This is a genomic window from Acidovorax sp. 100 (genome assembly GCF_003688355.1).
In the GTDB taxonomy this organism is placed as follows: domain Bacteria; phylum Pseudomonadota; class Gammaproteobacteria; order Burkholderiales; family Burkholderiaceae_C; genus Acidovorax; species Acidovorax delafieldii.
Genome location: NZ_REFD01000001.1, coordinates 2,772,508 through 2,790,805, shown reverse-complemented (window position 1 = coordinate 2,790,805; position 18,298 = coordinate 2,772,508). Strand labels below are relative to the sequence as shown.

Sequence of the window (18,298 nt, the reverse complement as noted above, 5' to 3'; positions counted from 1 at the left end):
GCCGAGCCGCAGCCTCCGGTCGCTGAGCGCTGGAGCTTCAGGTGCTCAGCGGTCGGTGACGCCCCTGCGCCTTCAGCGGCAGGGGTTGGCTCAGCATAGCGCGGAACTGGTCTGCCGGCAGCCCCGGTGCACACAAAAAGCCCTGGTAGTGCTCGCACTGCATTTGCTGCAGCACCGCCTGCTGGGTTTCAGTCTCCACCCCTTCGGCCACCACTTCGATGTGCATGGCGCGACCCATGCTGATGATGGCGCTGACAATCGCACGGTCGCCATCGTCGTCGGGCAGGCCGCGCACAAAGGACTGGTCGATCTTCAGCTTGTGAATGGGTAGTTTCTTGAGATAGGCCAGGCTCGAATAGCCGGTGCCGAAATCGTCGATCGCCAGGCCAATGCCCAGGTCGGCCAGCACGCGCAGGCGCTGCTCCATCTCCTGTGCGTCCTGCAGCAGGATGGTTTCTGTCAGTTCCAGCTCCAGCAACGTCGGTGGCAGCTGATGCACCGCCAGCAGGCGCGTGATGCGATCCACAAAATCGGGCTGGCGAAACTCCAGCGCAGACACGTTCACGGAAATCATGATGGGCGTGCCGCTGTGCATCCACAGGGCGGCCTCGCGCACCGCTTGCTCCATCACCCAGGCGCCCAGCGTCACGATGTAACCTGATTCTTCGGCCAAGGGAATGAACACGGCAGGCGAGACGGCGCCGAACTCTGCATCCGTCCAGCGCAACAGCGCCTCGGCGCCGGTGATGCGCCCGGTCGCCATATTGACCTGAGGCTGGTAGTGCACAGCCATGCGCTGCAGACCCAGCGCCTGGCGCATCGCATGTTCCATCTGCATGCGCGCGAGCAGGTTGGCGTTCATCTGCGGCTGGTAGAAGCCATAACTGCCGCGCCCCCGCTCCTTGACGCGGTACATCGCGGTGTCGGACTGCTTGATGAGGTCGTCCAGCGTAGCGCCATCTTGCGGGTACAGCGCAATACCGATGCTGCACTGGATCGAAAAGCCCATGCTGTCGAGCATGAAGGGCTTGAGCATGTCGTCCAGAATCCGGCGCGCCACGCTCTCCGCAACGGATGCGTCGCCACCGTGCAGGTAGATGACAAATTCATCCCCCCCCAGGCGGCACAGCATGTCGGTTTGCCGCAAACAGGTCTGCAGACGCTCGGCCACCAATTGCAGCACCCGGTCCCCAAAGGGGTGCCCCAGGGAGTCATTGATGATCTTGAATCGGTCCATGTCCAAAAACAGGATCGCAAAGCCGGTATCGCTCTGGCGTGCTCCCTGAATGGCGGTATCCACGCGCTGAGACAGCAGCAGGCGGTTGGGCAGACCGGTGAGGGCATCGCTGTAGGCCAGCTCTTCGATTCGCTTTTGTGCGGCGTGCTGCAGTGTGAGGTCGCGCATAAAGCCAATGCTTTGCACCAGCCGCCCTTCATCATCCCGCAGGGCCACCCAGGACAACTGGACAGCACAATACGCGCCGTTGTCACGGGGCAGCCACAACTCGCCTTCCCAGAAGCCATCCTGCGCCCAGCCCTGCAGGACCTGCTCCATGAACGAGGCATCCGAGCCACCGCCAAAGAGCGAGGCCGCCACACAGCCTTCAAAACCCTTGGCCGTGGGCCCCACGAGCCGCTCACACCCCGGGTTCATGCGCATGATGCGGTGCTGGCTGTCTGCGATGAAGATCGCATCCAGACTGGACTCGAACACGCGCGCGGCCAGGCGAAGGCTGGCCTGGATCTCCGTCTGGCGGGTGATGTCCCGGAACGAATACACCCGGCCCACCGCACGGCCCTGGCTGAACTGCGGCACCGTGCGCATCTCCAGCACCACACCATTGCGCAACTCGACGATGTCGGTGCTCTCTTGCGTCGGCTCGCGGTCGATGGCTGCCAAGCGTTCGGCATACAAACGGGCGTCTGCGACCTGGTCCGCCATGAAGGCGTATACCGCAGCATCGTCACGCTCTACGAGCAGCTGGCGCGGCAGGTTCCACAGCTGCGCCAGGCGCTGGTTGAATGCCCGCACACCGCGGTCCAGTCCACACACCAGCATGCCGTCGGCAGCGGAATCCAGCGTGGCACGCAACTCAGAAAGCAATGTCTCCAACTCGCGCTCGGTGGTCTCCTGGCGGCTGCGGTCCAGCATGGTCAGCAGCAGCACCGTGCTACCACCCTCCCCCCATGGCACTCGCCGGACGCAACGCTGCACCGGTACCAGACTGCCATCGGCACGCAGCAAACTGGTGTGGGCGGGAACGCCTCGGGCAATCACATCGGCCGGCTCGGACCAGAACGCCAGCTCCTGGGGCGTGCTGGCGAGATCCAACACAGACCGCCCCTGCATGTCGGCGGCAGACAGCCCTGTCAGACGCTCGGCGCCTGCGTTGGCTTGCAGAATGTGCTGGTTTGTCTCATCCAGCAGCCACACGGCCTCCTGCAGGCCATCCAGCCATCCGAGCGATTGCAAGTCGTTCACGCCGAGGCCTCGTCAGGGCCGGGACTGACCGCTCGCTCAAAAAAATAACAGATCCGCTGTCGAGGCGACAGGTAGTCCAGCGCGTCACGCGGGAGCTGCGCGGGCTTGAGGCTGCGCCGTATGCCCAGTTCAGGTACGGTTTCCAGATCCAGTATCGGCGCTTCATCCTTCGGTACGCGCGGGTCGTGCACGATGACCTTGGGCCGCAGGGGCCGCGACGAGTTGACCGATGCCACGATGGCATACCGGTCGTTGACCAACTGCACGATGGAGCCAGGCGGGTACACCCCCATCATGCGAATGAAAGCCCCCAGGACCACGGAATCAAACCGCGCCTTGAGCTGGGCAAAGATGACGGATAGCGCCTCATGCGGGGTCAGCGCCGTCACACCCATGGCCGGGTTGCACATCCGGTCGTATTGATTGACCAGGGCCAGGACCTGGCTCATGCGCCCCAGGTCAGGCCCCTTCAAGCGCTGGGGAAACCCGCTGCCGTCACACATCTCGTGGTGCCGGGCCACTGCAGTCAGTACCGCATCGGCAAACCCCATACGTTTGGCCAAGGCCACGGATTCCACCACGTGGGTCTCGTAGCGCGTGCGCTCCATGGGGATCATGGAGGGCGTAGGCTGACGCAGATTGGGCGGCAGCTTGAGCTTGCCGATGTCATGGATCAATGCGGCAACACCCAGATCGTGCAGCTCCTCGCTTTTCATGCCCAGGGACCGCCCCAGCAGCAGCGAAATCACCATCACATTGATCGGATGCAACCCGTTGCGCTCGCCCACGCCCTCGGATAGCAGCCGGATGACGGAGTCGCCGTTTTCCAGCAGTTCGGTCACGCATCCAGAGACCAGCGCCTCCCCCTTGGCCCTGGCCTGGTCCGGGTGCTCTGACACCGTGCGCTCCATGGACTGGTACTGCCGCGTGGCTTCCGAGAAACGCTGGTTGCAGGCGGCCAAGGCCCGGTTTTGCGCCTCCAGCAGCTCACGGCGACGCTGTGCCTCGGGGTCCGCGACAGTGGTCGTGCCAGGCCCGGGCGCATCCAGGCCGTTGGGCGGCGGCACTGTCATTTCAGGCACGCTCCAGGCGGCCGGCACCAGCTCCTGGAGTTCAGGATCGCTCTTCTTGGGGACGTAACGCACCTCGGTCAGTCCCAGCTCACGCAAGGTGGTGATCTGATCCGACGACGCCACCCGAAAACTGCTGGTCGGGAACGGATGATGCATCCAGCCCACGTCGAGCTGGATGTACATGCCGACACGCAGTTGGCTGATGTCGATGAGGATGGATGAGTTCACGTCAGGCGCACGATACATGGCGACATCAATGCCACCAATAGTTACGCAGATTATCACCAGTTCCAGTGACGTGGCGAAGAACCGACAGGCCGCGCAGCGATCCGGCAACACTTGACTGAAAGCGGCCTGGCTGGACCGTCCCAGTCCCCGCGACAAAGGCATCGCCCACCTTCCAGCCACGGGGCGACTGGGGTGATGTGGACGGATCAGCGCCGCGCGCTCAGCGGCACCAGAGCGACGGCTTGTAAATGAGATCCATCCACAGCGCCCAGGCAGCTACCGCGCACAGCATGGCGCCTGCGGCCCTCGTGCCCCACTGCGCCCGCGCGAGATTCAGGCGGTTGCGAAGGCTGCTCCAAGCCCAGGGGCCGCCCACCAGCCACACCCCGCTGCCCACGGCAAACAGCGCCATGGTGAGGGCCCCCTCCAGCGCCCCCCCGCTGAGCGCCGCGACCAACAGGGCCGAATAGAGCAGTCCACAAGGCATCAGGGCCCACAGGACCCCGGCCGCCATCACTCCGCCCGGAGCCCCGACCAGCGGACGAACACGCGCCCACACGGAACGGCCCGCCTGGTCCACCCAAGCAGGCTGCCGCGACTGCACCATCATCATGAGCCCCCAGGCCATCACCGCCACATGCATGAGTGTCCAGGCGGGGCGCAGCGCGCTGGTCTGCTGGGTCAGCCATGCCAGACTGTCCATGGCCAAGGCCGCCAGTGCACCTGCGCTGGCATACCCAACCAGGCGCCCTGCGTGAAAGGCCATGGTGCGCTGCAGCGCACCGCCACGCGGCGCCCAGCGCACCTCCTGCTCAGCACCACCGTCCGCCTGTGGTGCGCCGCCCTGCCGCACCAATGCTCCGCACGGCGCGGAACACATGGCCAAGCAATGGGACCCGCCAGCGAGTCCCATGAACAAAGCAGTCCAGCCAACAGTAGCAAGCATAGGTGTCAGATGATGCGCGAAAACCGGGCGCGGTTGCGGTCCGCCTGCAGATAACGGTCAAAAACCATGGCGATACCGCGCACGAAGAACCACCCGGTGGCGGTCACTTCAATGCCCTCCGGACCCACCCGTACCAACCCCTGCTCCTGCATACCCTCCAGCTGCGCCAACTCCGCTGCGAAGTACTGGCGGAAATCGATCAACCACGCCTGCTCCATCGGCTCGAACAGCAGCTCGCCCTGGCACATCAGGGCCATGATGGCCGCGCGGCGCACCAGGTCGTCGCGGGTCAGGGCCAGCCCGCGGACCACAGGCAGCCGCCCCTGGTCCAGGAAGTCGTAGTACTCGTCCAGCGTCTTGGAGTTCTGGCTGTAAGTCGCCCCTACCCGGCCGATGGCCGATACGCCCAGCCCAATCAGGTCGCAGTCTGGCTGCGTGCTGTAGCCCTGGAAGTTGCGGTGCAAGCGTCCCTGGCGCTTGGCCACAGCCAGTGCGTCGGTAGGCAGAGCAAAGTGGTCCATACCCACATAGACATACCCAGCGTCCATGAACGCATCGAGTGAGCGCGAGAGCATGGACAGCTTGCTCGCGCCCGTGGGCAATTCGGCGGAGATGATGCGACGCTGTGGCTTGAAACGCTCCGGCAAGTGTGCATAGGCATACAACGCAATGCGGTCAGGCCGCAGCTGCGCCACCTGCGCCAGCGTGCGGTCAAAAGACTCTGGCGTCTGGCGCGGCAGGCCGTAGATCAGGTCCACGTTCACCGAATCAAAGCCCAGCGAGCGGGCGGACTCCACCAGCGCAAAAACCTGCTCCGCAGGCTGAATGCGGTGCACGGCCTTTTGCACTTCGGCATCAAAGTCCTGCACGCCAAAACTCAGGCGGTTAAAACCCAATTCAGCCAGGAGCGCCAGACGCTCGGAGTTGACCGTGCGCGGATCCACTTCGATCGAGTATTCGCCCCCGGGCGCCAGCGTGAAGCTGCGCTTGAGCATGGCCATCAGCTCCCGCAAGCCCGCATCTGAGAGGAAGGTGGGCGTGCCACCGCCCAGGTGCAATTGACTCACCACCTGTCCTACGCCACAGTGCGCGGTGTGCAGGTCGATCTCGCGGCTCAGGTAGCGCAAGTAGACCTCGGCGCGGTCATGGTGTTTGGTGATGATCTTGTTGCAGGCGCAGTAGTAGCACAGGGATTCGCAAAACGGGATGTGCACGTACAGGGACAGCGGCATGGCCTTGGCCAGCGTGCCCGAACGGCGCTGTTGCAGCGCCAGCACATAATCTTCCTGACCGAAGGCCTCCACAAATCGGTCGGCCGTTGGATAGGACGTATAACGGGGCCCTGGCACGTCAAAGCGGCGCAGAAGATCTGGCGAAACAGCAGTCATGGGGAAATTTCCTTGCGTACACCTTGACTGTGCCGTAGGCTCCCGGACATGTCCTTGACCTGTATCAAGTGAACCAACAAGCGATACGGCGACAATTTGATGAAGGTCAGCCGCTCGCCCGCGCCCTGTATTCAGGTTCGTGTACTGCAAGCACGATATGCTCGACCAACAACCCAAGTCCATGTGCCTATGAACCCGCTCACCATCAAAGTCGCCTGCTCCAACTGCAACCTCCGCGAGCTTTGCATGCCCGTGGGCTTGAATGAAGAGCAGCTCCAGCGCATTGACGAGGTGGTTGCCGTCCGTCGCAAAGTCAAACGCGGAGGCACGCTGTTTCGCAATGGCGAGTCATTCACGTCCCTGTATGCCATCCGCACCGGGTTCTTCAAGACCTGCGTGGCCACAGAAGACGGTCGCGACCAGGTCACGGGCTTTCAGATGGCGGGCGAGATCATCGGGCTCGACGGCATCGTCAATGACCACCATACCTGTGATGCGGTGGCACTTGAAGACGCCGAAGTGTGTGTCATGCCCTTCGACCGCATTGAAGAGCTGTCACGCGAAGTCACAGCCCTGCAGCACCACGTGCACAAAATCATGAGTCGCGAGATCGTGCGCGAGCACGGCGTGATGTTGCTGCTGGGCAGCATGCGTGCCGAGGAACGCCTGGCCGCCTTTTTGCTGAACCTGGTGCAGCGCCTGCATGCACGGGGCTTCTCGCAGTCGGAACTGGTGTTGCGCATGACGCGCGAAGAAATCGGCAGCTACCTCGGTCTCAAACTCGAAACGGTCAGCCGGACCTTCTCCAAGTTTGTGGAAGAAGGGATCGTGGAAGTCAAACAGCGCCATGTGCGCATTCTCGACACCGATGCCCTGCGACGCATTGTGAACAGCCAGCAGACCTGCCACTGACGACACTGACACTGAGCCACTTCCACGCAGAGAGTCGGTTCCGCACAAAGTACAACCATCTCTTGCGAAACGGCATGCATTGCATGCCCAGGCAAGCAGGCGAAAAGGACTCAGGGGCAGGACGATGTCTTGCGGCAATCGTCGGGGCGCTCCCCATCGGGCACCGGGCACCGGTTGACCTCGAACGGAGACATGGACAGCAGTGTCGTCAATGCGCTCGTGGTCATGGTGATGGCCCAAAACACAAAAAATGCGAGGGTGTACACCCCTTGCCGTGACAGCGCCAGGGGCTGGCCGAACCAGTGCAGGTCCTGGGGGTCCACCATGGCAAAAACCAGCATCTCCAGCACGCCCGCCATCAAGAAGGCGGGCCATGCAATCCACATCAGGCGTTGCGTCCACATATCGGTTCTGTCTCCTGGTGCTGCCTGGGGTCGCTGGGGGCAGCGACCGGCGGGTTGTCAGCGTGGTTGGTCTTGCACGGGGGTGGCCGCATGGTTGCGGGCCTTGAGTGCCGGTGCCAGGCTTTTCTCCGGCGCCACCAAGGTCTTGTTGATCTCAATGCCCTGGCGGTAGTAATCCTCGGCCACCACCGGGTCAGGCCGAGAAATCGCCAGCCACAGCGTCACAAAGCCAGCCACGATCACGATGGCAGGCCCGGCAATCACCAGCCACACATGGCCGAACCTCCACCAGGGCACGGGAACTGCCGGTGTCGCGATGGCAGGGTTTGAAGACATGGTGCTCTACTCCTCAACAATATCGGTCAAAGTGCGGCCCTGAAAGGCCCCACCGGGATGCCGCTCAACGCGGCACAAGAAACACGGATTTTTCCGTCACGTGGGCAGCTGCCCCTACGGCCTGCACGTCAAACTGAACCGCATGCGAGCCCGACGTGGCGGAACCGTACGGAATCTGCAAACGCACGGCCACCCAGCGCGACTCTGCTGCGCCAATATCCACTTCGGCCTCGGAGGCCACCTCCAGCCCCTCCAGTCCACGCGCACTGATGCGGTAGCGCTGTTCGCCCTCCGTGGCATTCATGATCTGCAACCGGTAAATATTCTCCAGTTTGCCCCCCGCCACAATGCGCGAGAGCGCGGCCCGGTCACGCACGACATCCACCTTCAGCGGCGTGCGCACCACCAGGCTGGCCAGCATGGCAACGCACAGTGCTACCAGCACGGCGGTGTAGATCAGCACACGGGGACGCAACACGCGACGCAGCATCTGGGACTGCGTCCAGCGCTTGGCCACACCGTTCTGGGTGGAATAGCGGATCAGGCCACGCGGGTACTGCATCTTGTCCATCACCGTATTGCAGGCGTCCACACACAACCCGCAACCAATGCACTCATATTGCAAGCCCTTGCGGATATCGATGCCCACCGGACAGACCTGCACACACAGCGAGCAGTCAATGCAGTCGCCAAGTCCCTGGGCCTTGTAGTCAATGTTCTTCTTGCGCGGGCCGCGCTGCTCGCCACGCTCAGGGTCGTAGGTGACGATGAGCGTGTCTTTATCAAACATTGCGCTCTGAAAGCGCGCATAGGGGCACATGTACTTGCAGACCTGCTCGCGCATGAAGCCTGCGTTGCCGTAGGTGGCAAAACCGTAGAACAGCACCCAGAAAATCTGCCAGCCGCCTTCAAACGCCAGCAGCTCGCTGCCCAGTTCGCGGATGGGCACGAAGTACCCTACGAAAGTGAACCCAGTCCACAGGGCCAAGGCGATCCACACCACCTGCTTGAGAAACTTTTTGCGGATCTTCTCGAACGTCCAGGGACCGTTGTCCAGACGGAGGCGGGCACTGCGATCGCCTTCGATCTTGTGCTCGATCCACATGAACATTTCGGTGTACACCGTCTGCGGACAGGCAAAGCCACACCACAGGCGCCCTGCCACGGCGGTGAAAAGGAACAGCGACAGCGCCGAAATGATCAGAAGACCGGTGAGATAGATGAAATCCTGCGGATAGAGCACCAGGCCAAAGATGTAGAACCTGCGAGCTCCCAGATCAAACAGCACCATCTGGCGCTGGCCCCATTCAAACCACGGCAGCCCGTAAAACACCAGCTGCGTCAGCAGCACCATGCCCCAACGCCAGCGCGCAAACAATCCGCTGATCGAGCGCGGGTAGATCTTCTTTTGCGCTTCGTACAGCGAGATGATCTCGCCCGCAGAGGACGCATCGGCGGCGACTGGCGTAATCGGGATGACCTTGCGAGCAGGCTCGCTGGGTGTGCTCATGGTGTCGCTTTATGAACGGAGGACAGGTTTACTCTGAAAAGAAAACCCGGGCAGTGCCTCAAGCACCGCCCGGTGGACATATCAACGTGCAGCCACCTGCTTGTTCGACAGGCCCCACACATAGGCAGAGAGTACGCCGATCTGCGCCTCGGTCAACTTCTCGGCCTGTGCAGGCATCTGGTTGACCTTTCCGTTGTTGATCATGGCCGTGATGGCAGCCTCGCCCCAGCCATGCAGCCAGATGTCGTCGGTCAGATTGGGTGCACCCAGTGCCTGGTTGCCCTTGCCATCCATGCCGTGGCAGGCCGCGCAAGCCGCAAATTTGGACTTGCCCAGCGATGCACGCAGCGAGTCGTGCGGGCTGCCCGACAGGCTCAACACGTAATGCGACAGGTTGCGCACGTCTTCTGGGGTGCCCACGGCCGCTGCCATGGGAGGCATGTTGCCGATGCGGCCCTTCTCCAGCGTCTCGCGGATCTTTTCGGGTGTGCCGCCATGCAGCCAGTCGTTGTCCGTCAGGTTCGGGAAGCCCTTGCTGCCGCGTGCATCCGAGCCGTGGCACTGCGCACAGTTGTTCATGAACAAGCGCTCGCCAATGGCATGGGCCTGCGGGTCCTTGGCCACGTCTTCGGGCTTCATGGATACAAAGCGGGCATACAGGGGCTCCAGCTCCGTCTTGGCCTTGGCCATTTCGGCTTCGTACTCCCCCTTTTGCGTCCAGTTGAGCTTGCCGGTAAAGCTGCCAAGACCTGGGTAGGCAGCCAGGTAGCCCAGGCCAAAGACGATGGTGATGACGAACAGCCACACCCACCAGCGCGGCAGGGGGTTGTTCATTTCGACCAGATCCTCGTCCCAGACGTGGCCGGTGGTGTTGTCGGAGGTGGCAACCACCTTCTTGCGGCCTGCCATCCAAAGCAGGATGCCGCAGGCGATGATGCCGACCAGGGTCAGCGTGGTCACAAAGACCGACCAGAAATTGCTGGTGAAGTCACTCATGGGGTGTTCTCGTTCTGGTGAAGGTCAATCTGTCTCGAAAGGCAGCTGGGCTGCCTCGTCGAACCGGGCCTTGTTGCGGCCTCGGTAGGCCCAGACCCAGATGCCAATGAAGCAGGCCATCGATGCCAGGGTGGCGACGATGCGCATGGTGGTGATGTCCATGGGATATCTCCTTTGCTTACTTGAGCGCACGGCCCATGACTTGCAGGTAGGCGATGAGCGCGTCCTGCTCCGTCTTGCCCTTGACCTCGCCCGCCGCAGCGGTGATCTGCTCGTCGGTGTAAGGCACGCCCACGGTGCGCAGGGCCTTCATGCGGGGCGCCATCACTGCGGGGTCCACCTGGTTCTTTTCAAGCCAGGGGTACGCGGGCATGTTGGACTCGGGCACCACATCGCGGGGGTTGTTCAGGTGGATGCGATGCCATTCGTCGCTGTACTTGCCACCCACGCGGTGCAGGTCAGGACCCGTGCGCTTGCTGCCCCACTGGAAGGGATGGTCATACACAAACTCACCCGCCACCGAGTAGTGGCCGTAGCGCAGCGTCTCGGCGCGGAAGGGGCGGATCATCTGCGAATGGCAGTTGTAGCAACCCTCGCGGATGTAGATGTCGCGGCCCGCCAGCTGCAGGGCGTTGTAGGGCTCCACGCCCTTGACCGCCTCGGTCGTGGACTTCTGGAAGAACAGGGGCACGATCTCGACCAGACCGCCAATGGCGATCACGATCAGGATGAGCACGATCATCAGAAAGTTATTGGTCTCCACCTTTTCATGGGAGAAACCGGTCGAAGCAGATGTGTTGTTGTTGGACATGAATGATCTCCTTCGGACTCAAGCGTGGGCCGCGTTCACAGCAGGAATGGCCACCTTGACCGAACGGCCCGAGATGGCAGTCAGCCACACGTTCCAGGCCATGACCAGCATGCCGCCCAGGTACAGCAAGCCACCCGCCACACGGATCACATAGAAGGGATAGGTGGCCTTCACGCTTTCCACGAAGGTGTAGGTCAGGGTGCCGTCGGGGTTGACCGCGCGCCACATCAGGCCCTGCATCACGCCGGCAATCCACATCGCTGCGATGTACAGCACGATGCCGATGGTGGCCATCCAGAAGTGCAGCTCGATCGCTTTGACAGAGTGCATCTTGTCCTTGCCGAACAGGCGTGGCACCAGGTAGTACAGCGAACCCATCGAGATCAGACCCACCCAGCCCAGGGCGCCGGAGTGCACGTGGCCAATGGTCCAGTCGGTGTAGTGGCTCAGGGCATTGACGGTCTTGATGGACATCATCGGGCCTTCGAACGTGGACATGCCGTAGAACGACAGCGACACGATCAGGAAGCGCAGGATGGGGTCGTCACGCAGCTTGTGCCATGCGCCCGACAGGGTCATGATGCCGTTGATCATGCCGCCCCAGCTGGGGGCCAGCAGGATGAGCGAGAACACCATGCCCACCGATTGCGTCCAGTCAGGCAGCGCGGTGTAGTGCAGGTGGTGTGGGCCGGCCCACATGTACGTGAAAATCAGCGCCCAGAAGTGGACGATCGACAGGCGGTAGCTGTACACCGGACGGCCCGCCTGCTTGGGGATGAAGTAGTACATCATGCCCAGGAAGCCAGCGGTCAGAAAGAAGCCCACTGCATTGTGGCCGTACCACCATTGCACCATGGCGTCCTGCACACCGGCATAGGCCGAGTAGCTCTTCATCATGCCCGCAGGGATGGCTGCGCTGTTCACCAGGTGCAGCAGAGCCACGGCCAGGATGAAGGCACCAAAGAACCAGTTGGCCACATAGATGTGCTTGACCTTGCGGGTGCCAATGGTTCCGAAGAACACGATGGCATAGGACACCCAGACCAGCGTGATCAGGATGTCAATAGGCCATTCAAGTTCAGCGTATTCCTTGCCTTGGGTGTAACCCATGGGCAGGCTGACGACCGCTGCCGCAATGACCAGCACCCAGCCCCAGAAGGTGAATGCGGCCAGTGGACCGGCAAAAAGCCGGACCTGGCAGGTGCGCTGCACCACGTAGTAGCTGGTAGCAAACAGCGCGCTACCGCCAAAACCAAAGATCACCGCATTGGTGTGCAAAGGTCGCAAGCGGCCATAACTCAGCCACGGAATGCCAAAGTTGAGTTCTGGCCAGGCCAACTGGGCGGCGATGATGACGCCCACCAGCATGCCGACCACCCCCACCACCACGGCCAGGATAGAGAACTGCCGCACTACCGTATCGTTGTAGTGCGCAGCATTTGTTTTTGGAAAATCCATCGGGCACCTCTTTGTATTGCAGTAAGAGTTTGTTGCAGTCGCGGCTATCGGGCATTGACACAAGTCAACCGTCTCGGAGAATGCGCTCCCCCTCTTGTTCGACGCTCTCGAACTGGCCGTGGTACACGGCCCACCACAGGCCTCCCAGAATCAGGAGCACCAGCATCACGGACAGAGGAATCAGCAAATAAAGGATGTCCATCAGACAAGCTCCAGCGGGTTCTTGGAAAGATCAAGGGGCGGCTGCGGCGCGCTGCCAGCCAGGGGGTCGGGTCGTGCAGGCAACGCCACCGTGGGCAATGGCGCACTGTGCGAGCCATGCAAGGAAGGCAGGTCGCGCGCCAGGCGCGCTGCGTTGAGCACCACCAGCAGCGAACTCAGCGCCATGCCCAGCCCGGCCAGCCAGGCGGGCATCCAGCCCAGCACCGCCAGCGGCACACACAGCGCGTTGTAGGCCGCAGCCCACCACAGGTTCTGGCGCACCACGCGCAGGGTGCGGCGTGCCAGCAGCACCGTCTGCGGCACCAGTACCAGGCTGTCGCCCAGCACCACAAAGTCCGCCCGGGACTGCGCCAGTGGCACTGCGCGGCCGAAGGCAAAAGAGACATGGGCCCCCGCAAGCACCGGGCCGTCATTGAGGCCATCGCCCACCATGGCCACGTGGTGTCCTTGCGACTGCAGTGCCTGCAGCGCGGCCAGCTTGCCCTGCGGAGTGCACTCGCCCTGGGCCTGGGCAATGCCCGCCTGCGTGGCCACCCGCTGCACCGCACCCCGGCGGTCACCCGACAGCAATTGCACGGCCACACCGTCCTGCTGCAAGGCGTGCACCACGGCCGAAGCCTCGGCCCGCAGGTCTTCCACCAGATCAAAGCGGGCCAGTTCGCGCAAGACTCCATCTGCCGATTGCTCAGAGAGCACGACCTGCAGCGCAGCACCGCCGGTATCGTTGGCAACGCCCGCATGGCGGGCAGAGCCCAGGCGGATCGTGCGAGCAATTGCTGCCCCGGTGGTGTCCTCCACGGTAGCAGTCAGCCCCTGCCCTGCATCCTCTTGCAGACCCGTCACCTGCCAACGCCCCAACGGCAGCTGCTGTGCAGAAGCCGCCGCAGCCAAGGCCCGCGAAGCCGGGTGCATGGACTGGCGCGCGAGCGCTGCGGCCAAGTCCAGCGCCTCTTCTGCGCTGCAACCGCCCGCAGGATGCACCGCTTGCAGCGCCATGCCGTCGCGGGTCAGCGTACCGGTCTTGTCAAACACCATGGTATCTACCTGGGCCAGCGCCTCCAGCCCCTGCAGATTGCGCACCAGCACACCGTGGCGCGCCAGCGTGCCTGCCGCCGTGAGCATGGCCACCGGGGTGGCCAGTGACAACGCGCACGGGCAGGTGACGATGAGCACGGCCACCGCCACCATCAGCGCATGCCCGGGGTCCGACGGCCACCAATAGGCAGCCGCCAGCGCCGCCGCCAGCAACACGGCGACCAGGAAAGGCCGCGCGATGCGGTCCGCCAGCTGCGCCAGCCGTGGCTTTTGCAGCGATGCGCTCTCCATCAGTGCCACGATCTGCGCAAAGCGGGTTTGCCCACCCGTGCCTTCCACCAGCACCTCGACCGGCGCCTGCAGGTTGTAGCTGCCCGCCGTCACGGTGCTGCCGACAGGGCGTGCAACGGGTGTGGATTCGCCCGTCAGAAGAGCCTCATCGGCGTGGGTGCTGCCTGCCGTGATGCGGCCGTCGGCGGGAAACGCCTCGCCGGGCAGCACACGGATGGTGTCCCCCACCACAATGCGCCGCGTGGCCACGCGGGTGAAGCTGCCATCCGCCGCGCGCCGCTCCACACTGTCGGGCAGGCGGTTCATCACGGCCTCCAGCGCACCCGCCGTGCGATCCCGCAGGCGCAGCTCCAGCCAGCGGCCGGTGAGCAGGAAGAACACGAACATGGTCAAGGAGTCGTAGTACACCTCCTTGCCAAAGATACCTGCAGGGTCAAAAGTGCCAGCGGTGCTGACCACGAACGTGATGGCCATGCCCAACGCCACGGGCAGGTCCATGCTGACGCGGCGCAGGCAAATGTCGCGCAGCGCGCTGGTAAAAAATGGACCGCAGGAAAACACCACCATGGGCAGCGTGATGACCCAGGAGGCCCAGCGCAACAGCTGCTCCATCTCGCCCGACAGGTCGCCCGGCTGTGCCACGTAGGCGGGCCACGCATACATCATCACCTGCATCATGCAAAAGCCCGCCACCAGCCAGCGCCACAGCGCACGGCGGCTCTCGCGCAGGCGCTGGTCGCGCGCAAACGCATCCATGGCGGGCATGGCACGGTAACCCGCGTGGCGCACGGCATCCATCCACTGCGACGGCAATACCCGGCCAGGCTGCCACACCACGCGGGCCCGGCGCGTAGCGGCGCTCACATCGGCTTGCAACACGCCGGGCACGGCACGCAGGGCGTCTTCGATCATGAGGGCACAGGCCGCGCAGTGCATGCCCTCCAGCACCACATGGGAGTCCCATGCGGTGGCTGCGGCGTCAGCCGTTGCAGGGTCGGTGGCGCCACCCGGCAAGGGGCTACCGGCAGGGGTGCAGGGTCGGCCGAACGCCAGCCATTCCTGGGGGTCATCCAGCAGCTCTACCCGCTGCGGCGGCAACGGATCTGCCACGCTGTCAGAAGGATGCACCGCAGAAGAAGCCGGCGCACCGGGTTGAAACATGGACATGGTTCAAGCCTATCTGTGGGGCATGACAACTACATTGACCTGGATCAAGCCCCGGAACATGATTCATCCTAAGCTTGTTCCATCACTTTGAGGAGCCCTTTTATGTACAAACGCATCCTGATCGCCACAGACGGATCCCCCCTGTCGGACAAAGCCGTGGAACATGGCCTGTCCCTGGCCGCACTGACCGGCGCCACCGTGGTCGCCCTCAAGGTGGTGCCCCGCTACCCCCGCAGCTACTTTGAAGGCGGCATGCCGGTGGACATGAACGACGTCAAACGCATCGAAGCCCAGTGGGGCGATGCCGCACAGGCCATGGTCGATGGCGTGAAAGCCCAGGGCGGCGCACAAGGCGTGACCGTGAAGGCTGTGGTCGCCAAGTCCGACCTGGTGGCCGAAGCCGTGATTGCTGCCGCCAAAAAGCACAAGTGCGACCTGATCGTGATGGCATCGCACGGCCGCAAGGGCCTCAAGCGCCTGCTGCTGGGCAGCGAAACGCAGCATGTGCTGACGCATTCGCACATCCCTGTGCTGGTGCTTCGCTAAGCATCAAAACAGCCGCTAGCGCTAGTACAACATGCGCCAGTAGCTATTGAATATATAGCAAAACACCGAGCAGGCGTGCAGCCTCCTCGGTGTTCTTCATTGAGGGCTGGGTGCCCTGTGGCTCAGTGGTTGCCCAGGTAAAGCTGCGCCATGCGCTCATCGGCCAGCAGCCCCTGCGCCGGGCCTTGCAGCACGCAGCGCCCCTGGTCCAGGATGTAGCCCTGCTGGCTGATCTGCAGCGCCTGGCGCGCGCGCTGCTCCACCATCAGCACCGCCACGCCTGCGGCGGGCAGCTTTTGCACCATGTCAAACACCTTGCCGACAAGTGACGGTGCCAGCGCTGCCGTGGGCTCGTCCAGCACCATGATGCGCGGCGATGGCATGAGGGCGCGCGCAAAGGCCAGTTGCTGGCGCTCGCCGCCCGAGAGGTTGCTGGCGGGCTGAGGCAACCGTTCCACCAGCGCCGGGAAGTCGGCCAGCACCTCGTCCATGCGGCGCTTGATGTTTGCCACGCCGCGCACCACCAACAGGTTCTCGCGCACGGTGAGCGAAGGGAACACATTGGCCACCTGCGGCACGTAGGCCAGCCCTGCGTCAAAGCGGTCTTCGGCCGACAAGGGTGTGATGTCGCGCCCACCCAGGTGGATGGTGCCCGCCACGCGCGGCAACAGGCCCAGCAGCGCCTTCACCAGCGTGGATTTGCCCGCACCGTTGGTACCTGCAATGGTCACGATCTCGCCCGGCGCCACGGCCAGGTCAATGCCGTGGATGATGTCCACCTCGGAATACCCGCCGCGCAATTGCGCGATCTGCAGCAAGTTGTTTGCGCCGCTCATACCACCCCTCCCATGTAGGCTTCCTGCACACGCGGGTCGTCCAGCACCGTGTGCGGGTCACCCTCGGCCAGGATGGAGCCCCGGTCCATCACGATCATGCGGTTGGACAGCGACTTGAGCGCCTGCAGGTGGTGCTCGATCACGATGAACGCAATGCCCTGCCAGTTCAGCTCGCGCACGCGGTCACAAATCTCTTCGATCAGCACCGGGTTCACCCCGGCAAACGGCTCGTCCAGCAAGATGCAGCGCGGGTCCAGCATCAGCACCCGGCCCAGCTCCACCAGCTTCTTCTGCCCGCCCGACAAGCCCCCAGCCGTCACATCGCGCACCCGTGCCAGGTTCAAAAACTGCAGGATGCGGTCCGCCTTGGCAGACAGCTGCGCCTCGTGCTCGCGCAGGCTGCGCGTCTGGAAGAAGGCATTCACCAGCCGCTCCCCTTGCGGGTTGGCGGCAGCCGCCATCAGGTTCTCGTGCACCGTGAGGCTCTTGAACTCGCGCGGAATCTGGAACGTGCGCACCAGCCCCAGCCGCGCGCGGCGGTAGGGGGGCATACGGGTAATGTCCTGCCCTTCAAACTGGATCTGCCCCGCATCCGCTGGCTGCTGCCCGGCAATGGCCGCAAATAGTGTGCTTTTGCCCGCACCGTTGGTGCCTGCAATGCCCAGAATCTCGCCCGTGCCCAGTTGCAGCGACACACCGTCCACCGCCTTGAAGCCGCCAAACTGCCGCGTGACGGCCTCCACCTTCAGCATCGTTGTTGCGGTCATTGGGTTTTGCCTCCAAACAGGCCGTTGGGCTTGTACAGGGTGACCAGAATCAGCGCCAGGCCCACCGCAGCCAAACGCAGGCTGGCCATGCCAACTTCTGACACGCCCGGCACCCAGTCCTTGGCAAAGCGCGAGCCCTCCAGAAACACCATGAGCAGCAGCGAGCCAAACACCGCACCACGCACCGTGCCCGAGCCGCCCATCACCAGTCCCATCCACACATAAAACGTGATGAGCGGGATGAACTGCTCTGGCGTGATGAAGGTGATGAAGTGCGCATAGAACGCACCCGCCACACCCGCCAGCGCCGCCCCCAGCATGAACACCTGCACCTTGAACCAGGCAGGGTCCTTGCCCAGGGCCGACAACGCGGGCTCATCGTCGCCAATGGCCTTGAGCAGCCGCCCAAACGGGCTGGCCGCCAGGCGCACCGTGCCCCAGGCCACCACAGCAACCACCGCCAGCAGCGTGGCAAAAATCGCCATGTCCGACACACCACCGCCCCAGGACGCAAACAGCTTGGGCAAGCCGGGCAAGCCCTGCACGCCCTTGGTCAGCCAGCTCTCTTGCTGGATGGAGATGCGCACCGCCTCCGAAAAGCCCAGCGTCACGATGGCCAGGTAGTCATCGCGCAGTCGCAGCGACAGCAGGCCAATGGGCAGCGCCAGCAAGCCCGAGAGCACAGCCGCCGCCACAAAACACAGCACCAGCGGCACGCCTTGCAGCGCCAGCAGGCCTGAGGTGTAGGCGCCCACGGCAAAGAACGCCACGACGCCAAAGTTGACCAGCCGGGTCAGGCCGAACTGCAGGTTCAGGCCCAGCGCCAGCAGGCAGTAGATCAGCGCAACGATGCCAATGGCACACAGGTAAGCAATCATCGGTCGAACTCC

At 63.4% G+C, this 18,298-nt stretch carries 18 protein-coding genes; 2 read left to right on the top strand and 16 right to left on the bottom strand.

The window, feature by feature from the left end; all coding sequences use genetic code 11:
• Nucleotides 1–37: 37 nt before the first annotated feature.
• The 4 genes from C8C96_RS12850 to hemN all read right to left on the bottom strand — a co-directional run bounded on the left by C8C96_RS12850 (nucleotide 38) and on the right by hemN (nucleotide 6,117).
• Entirely contained in the window at nucleotides 38–2,482 is a 2,445-nt protein-coding gene (locus tag C8C96_RS12850; RefSeq protein ID WP_121942566.1) for an EAL domain-containing protein, read from the bottom strand.
• On the bottom strand, nucleotides 2,479–3,801 hold the full coding sequence (locus C8C96_RS12845; RefSeq protein WP_121942565.1) for an HD-GYP domain-containing protein: 1,323 nt from the start codon (nucleotides 3,799–3,801) through the stop codon (nucleotides 2,479–2,481). Before C8C96_RS12845 ends, C8C96_RS12850 begins: the two co-directional genes overlap by 4 nt.
• Nucleotides 3,802–4,003: 202 nt before the next feature.
• Nucleotides 4,004–4,729 (bottom strand): sulfite exporter TauE/SafE family protein, encoded by a 726-nt coding sequence (locus C8C96_RS12840; protein WP_121942564.1) that lies wholly within the window; start codon nucleotides 4,727–4,729, stop codon nucleotides 4,004–4,006.
• Between the two features lie 5 nt (nucleotides 4,730–4,734).
• The gene (hemN, locus tag C8C96_RS12835) at nucleotides 4,735–6,117 is read right to left on the bottom strand and encodes an oxygen-independent coproporphyrinogen III oxidase (protein WP_056064378.1); all 1,383 of its coding nucleotides are present in this window, start codon (nucleotides 6,115–6,117) and stop codon (nucleotides 4,735–4,737) included.
• A 189-nt stretch (nucleotides 6,118–6,306) separates the two neighbouring features.
• On the opposite strand from hemN, the gene fnr reads away from it, so the two are divergent.
• On the top strand, nucleotides 6,307–7,029 hold the full coding sequence (gene fnr / locus C8C96_RS12830) for a fumarate/nitrate reduction transcriptional regulator Fnr (protein ID WP_015014806.1): 723 nt from the start codon (nucleotides 6,307–6,309) through the stop codon (nucleotides 7,027–7,029).
• 110 nt (nucleotides 7,030–7,139) lie between these two features.
• Here fnr and C8C96_RS12825 read toward each other — a convergent pair whose 3' ends face one another.
• The 9 genes from C8C96_RS12825 to C8C96_RS12785 all read right to left on the bottom strand — a co-directional run bounded on the left by C8C96_RS12825 (nucleotide 7,140) and on the right by C8C96_RS12785 (nucleotide 15,253).
• Nucleotides 7,140–7,433, bottom strand: a complete 294-nt coding sequence (locus tag C8C96_RS12825; RefSeq protein WP_121942563.1) for a hypothetical protein — start codon at nucleotides 7,431–7,433, stop codon at nucleotides 7,140–7,142.
• 57 nt (nucleotides 7,434–7,490) lie between these two features.
• On the bottom strand, nucleotides 7,491–7,769 hold the full coding sequence (locus C8C96_RS12820) for a FixH family protein (protein ID WP_121942562.1): 279 nt from the start codon (nucleotides 7,767–7,769) through the stop codon (nucleotides 7,491–7,493).
• Between the two features lie 64 nt (nucleotides 7,770–7,833).
• Nucleotides 7,834–9,279 carry a cytochrome c oxidase accessory protein CcoG gene (ccoG, locus tag C8C96_RS12815; protein WP_121942561.1) on the bottom strand — a complete coding sequence of 482 codons (1,446 nt, stop codon included), beginning with the start codon at nucleotides 9,277–9,279 and terminating at the stop codon, nucleotides 7,834–7,836.
• 81 nt (nucleotides 9,280–9,360) lie between these two features.
• On the bottom strand, nucleotides 9,361–10,275 hold the full coding sequence (gene ccoP, locus C8C96_RS12810; RefSeq protein ID WP_056064389.1) for a cytochrome-c oxidase, cbb3-type subunit III: 915 nt from the start codon (nucleotides 10,273–10,275) through the stop codon (nucleotides 9,361–9,363).
• Between the two features lie 24 nt (nucleotides 10,276–10,299).
• Nucleotides 10,300–10,437: a CcoQ/FixQ family Cbb3-type cytochrome c oxidase assembly chaperone gene (locus C8C96_RS12805; RefSeq protein WP_015014811.1), complete on the bottom strand. Its 138-nt coding sequence runs from the start codon at nucleotides 10,435–10,437 to the stop codon at nucleotides 10,300–10,302.
• A gap of 16 nt (nucleotides 10,438–10,453) precedes the next feature.
• Nucleotides 10,454–11,086, bottom strand: a complete 633-nt coding sequence (gene ccoO / locus C8C96_RS12800) for a cytochrome-c oxidase, cbb3-type subunit II (RefSeq protein ID WP_056747154.1) — start codon at nucleotides 11,084–11,086, stop codon at nucleotides 10,454–10,456.
• Nucleotides 11,087–11,104: 18 nt separating this feature from the next.
• The gene (ccoN, locus tag C8C96_RS12795) at nucleotides 11,105–12,544 is read right to left on the bottom strand and encodes a cytochrome-c oxidase, cbb3-type subunit I (protein WP_056747153.1); all 1,440 of its coding nucleotides are present in this window, start codon (nucleotides 12,542–12,544) and stop codon (nucleotides 11,105–11,107) included.
• A 64-nt stretch (nucleotides 12,545–12,608) separates the two neighbouring features.
• Nucleotides 12,609–12,746: a cbb3-type cytochrome oxidase assembly protein CcoS gene (gene ccoS / locus C8C96_RS12790; protein ID WP_010460651.1), complete on the bottom strand. Its 138-nt coding sequence runs from the start codon at nucleotides 12,744–12,746 to the stop codon at nucleotides 12,609–12,611.
• A complete protein-coding gene (locus C8C96_RS12785; RefSeq protein WP_233584322.1) occupies nucleotides 12,746–15,253 on the bottom strand; it encodes a cation-translocating P-type ATPase in 2,508 nt (835 codons plus the stop codon). The genes ccoS and C8C96_RS12785 overlap by 1 nt, the downstream gene beginning before the upstream one ends.
• Nucleotides 15,254–15,361: 108 nt before the next feature.
• On the opposite strand from C8C96_RS12785, the gene C8C96_RS12780 reads away from it, so the two are divergent.
• A complete protein-coding gene (locus C8C96_RS12780) occupies nucleotides 15,362–15,805 on the top strand; it encodes a universal stress protein (RefSeq protein WP_056747152.1) in 444 nt (147 codons plus the stop codon).
• 122 nt (nucleotides 15,806–15,927) lie between these two features.
• Here the strand turns inward: C8C96_RS12780 and C8C96_RS12775 are convergent, their stop codons facing one another.
• Genes C8C96_RS12775 through C8C96_RS12765 form a run of 3 tightly spaced genes read right to left on the bottom strand, consistent with a single transcriptional unit; the run spans nucleotide 15,928 to nucleotide 18,286 of the window.
• Nucleotides 15,928–16,641, bottom strand: a complete 714-nt coding sequence (locus C8C96_RS12775) for an ABC transporter ATP-binding protein (RefSeq protein WP_121942560.1) — start codon at nucleotides 16,639–16,641, stop codon at nucleotides 15,928–15,930.
• The gene (locus C8C96_RS12770; RefSeq protein ID WP_121942559.1) at nucleotides 16,638–17,408 is read right to left on the bottom strand and encodes an ABC transporter ATP-binding protein; all 771 of its coding nucleotides are present in this window, start codon (nucleotides 17,406–17,408) and stop codon (nucleotides 16,638–16,640) included. The genes C8C96_RS12775 and C8C96_RS12770 overlap by 4 nt, the downstream gene beginning before the upstream one ends.
• On the bottom strand, nucleotides 17,405–18,286 hold the full coding sequence (locus tag C8C96_RS12765) for a branched-chain amino acid ABC transporter permease (protein ID WP_121942558.1): 882 nt from the start codon (nucleotides 18,284–18,286) through the stop codon (nucleotides 17,405–17,407). Before C8C96_RS12765 ends, C8C96_RS12770 begins: the two co-directional genes overlap by 4 nt.
• Nucleotides 18,287–18,298: the final 12 nt, after the last annotated feature.

Coding starts and splice junctions, on each gene's coding strand:
- C8C96_RS12845 (WP_121942565.1), bottom strand. CDS start 3,801: ATGTATCGTGCGCCTGACGTGAACTCATCCATCCTCATCGACATCAGC.
- C8C96_RS12840 (WP_121942564.1), bottom strand. CDS start 4,729: ATGCTTGCTACTGTTGGCTGGACTGCTTTGTTCATGGGACTCGCTGGC.
- hemN (WP_056064378.1), bottom strand. CDS start 6,117: ATGACTGCTGTTTCGCCAGATCTTCTGCGCCGCTTTGACGTGCCAGGG.
- fnr (WP_015014806.1), top strand. CDS start 6,307: ATGAACCCGCTCACCATCAAAGTCGCCTGCTCCAACTGCAACCTCCGC.
- C8C96_RS12825 (WP_121942563.1), bottom strand. CDS start 7,433: ATGTGGACGCAACGCCTGATGTGGATTGCATGGCCCGCCTTCTTGATG.
- C8C96_RS12820 (WP_121942562.1), bottom strand. CDS start 7,769: ATGTCTTCAAACCCTGCCATCGCGACACCGGCAGTTCCCGTGCCCTGG.
- ccoG (WP_121942561.1), bottom strand. CDS start 9,279: ATGAGCACACCCAGCGAGCCTGCTCGCAAGGTCATCCCGATTACGCCA.
- ccoP (WP_056064389.1), bottom strand. CDS start 10,275: ATGAGTGACTTCACCAGCAATTTCTGGTCGGTCTTTGTGACCACGCTG.
- C8C96_RS12805 (WP_015014811.1), bottom strand. CDS start 10,437: ATGGACATCACCACCATGCGCATCGTCGCCACCCTGGCATCGATGGCC.
- ccoO (WP_056747154.1), bottom strand. CDS start 11,086: ATGTCCAACAACAACACATCTGCTTCGACCGGTTTCTCCCATGAAAAG.
- ccoN (WP_056747153.1), bottom strand. CDS start 12,544: ATGGATTTTCCAAAAACAAATGCTGCGCACTACAACGATACGGTAGTG.
- ccoS (WP_010460651.1), bottom strand. CDS start 12,746: ATGGACATCCTTTATTTGCTGATTCCTCTGTCCGTGATGCTGGTGCTC.
- C8C96_RS12785 (WP_233584322.1), bottom strand. CDS start 15,253: ATGTTTCAACCCGGTGCGCCGGCTTCTTCTGCGGTGCATCCTTCTGAC.
- C8C96_RS12780 (WP_056747152.1), top strand. CDS start 15,362: ATGTACAAACGCATCCTGATCGCCACAGACGGATCCCCCCTGTCGGAC.
- C8C96_RS12775 (WP_121942560.1), bottom strand. CDS start 16,641: ATGAGCGGCGCAAACAACTTGCTGCAGATCGCGCAATTGCGCGGCGGG.
- C8C96_RS12770 (WP_121942559.1), bottom strand. CDS start 17,408: ATGACCGCAACAACGATGCTGAAGGTGGAGGCCGTCACGCGGCAGTTT.
- C8C96_RS12765 (WP_121942558.1), bottom strand. CDS start 18,286: ATGATTGCTTACCTGTGTGCCATTGGCATCGTTGCGCTGATCTACTGC.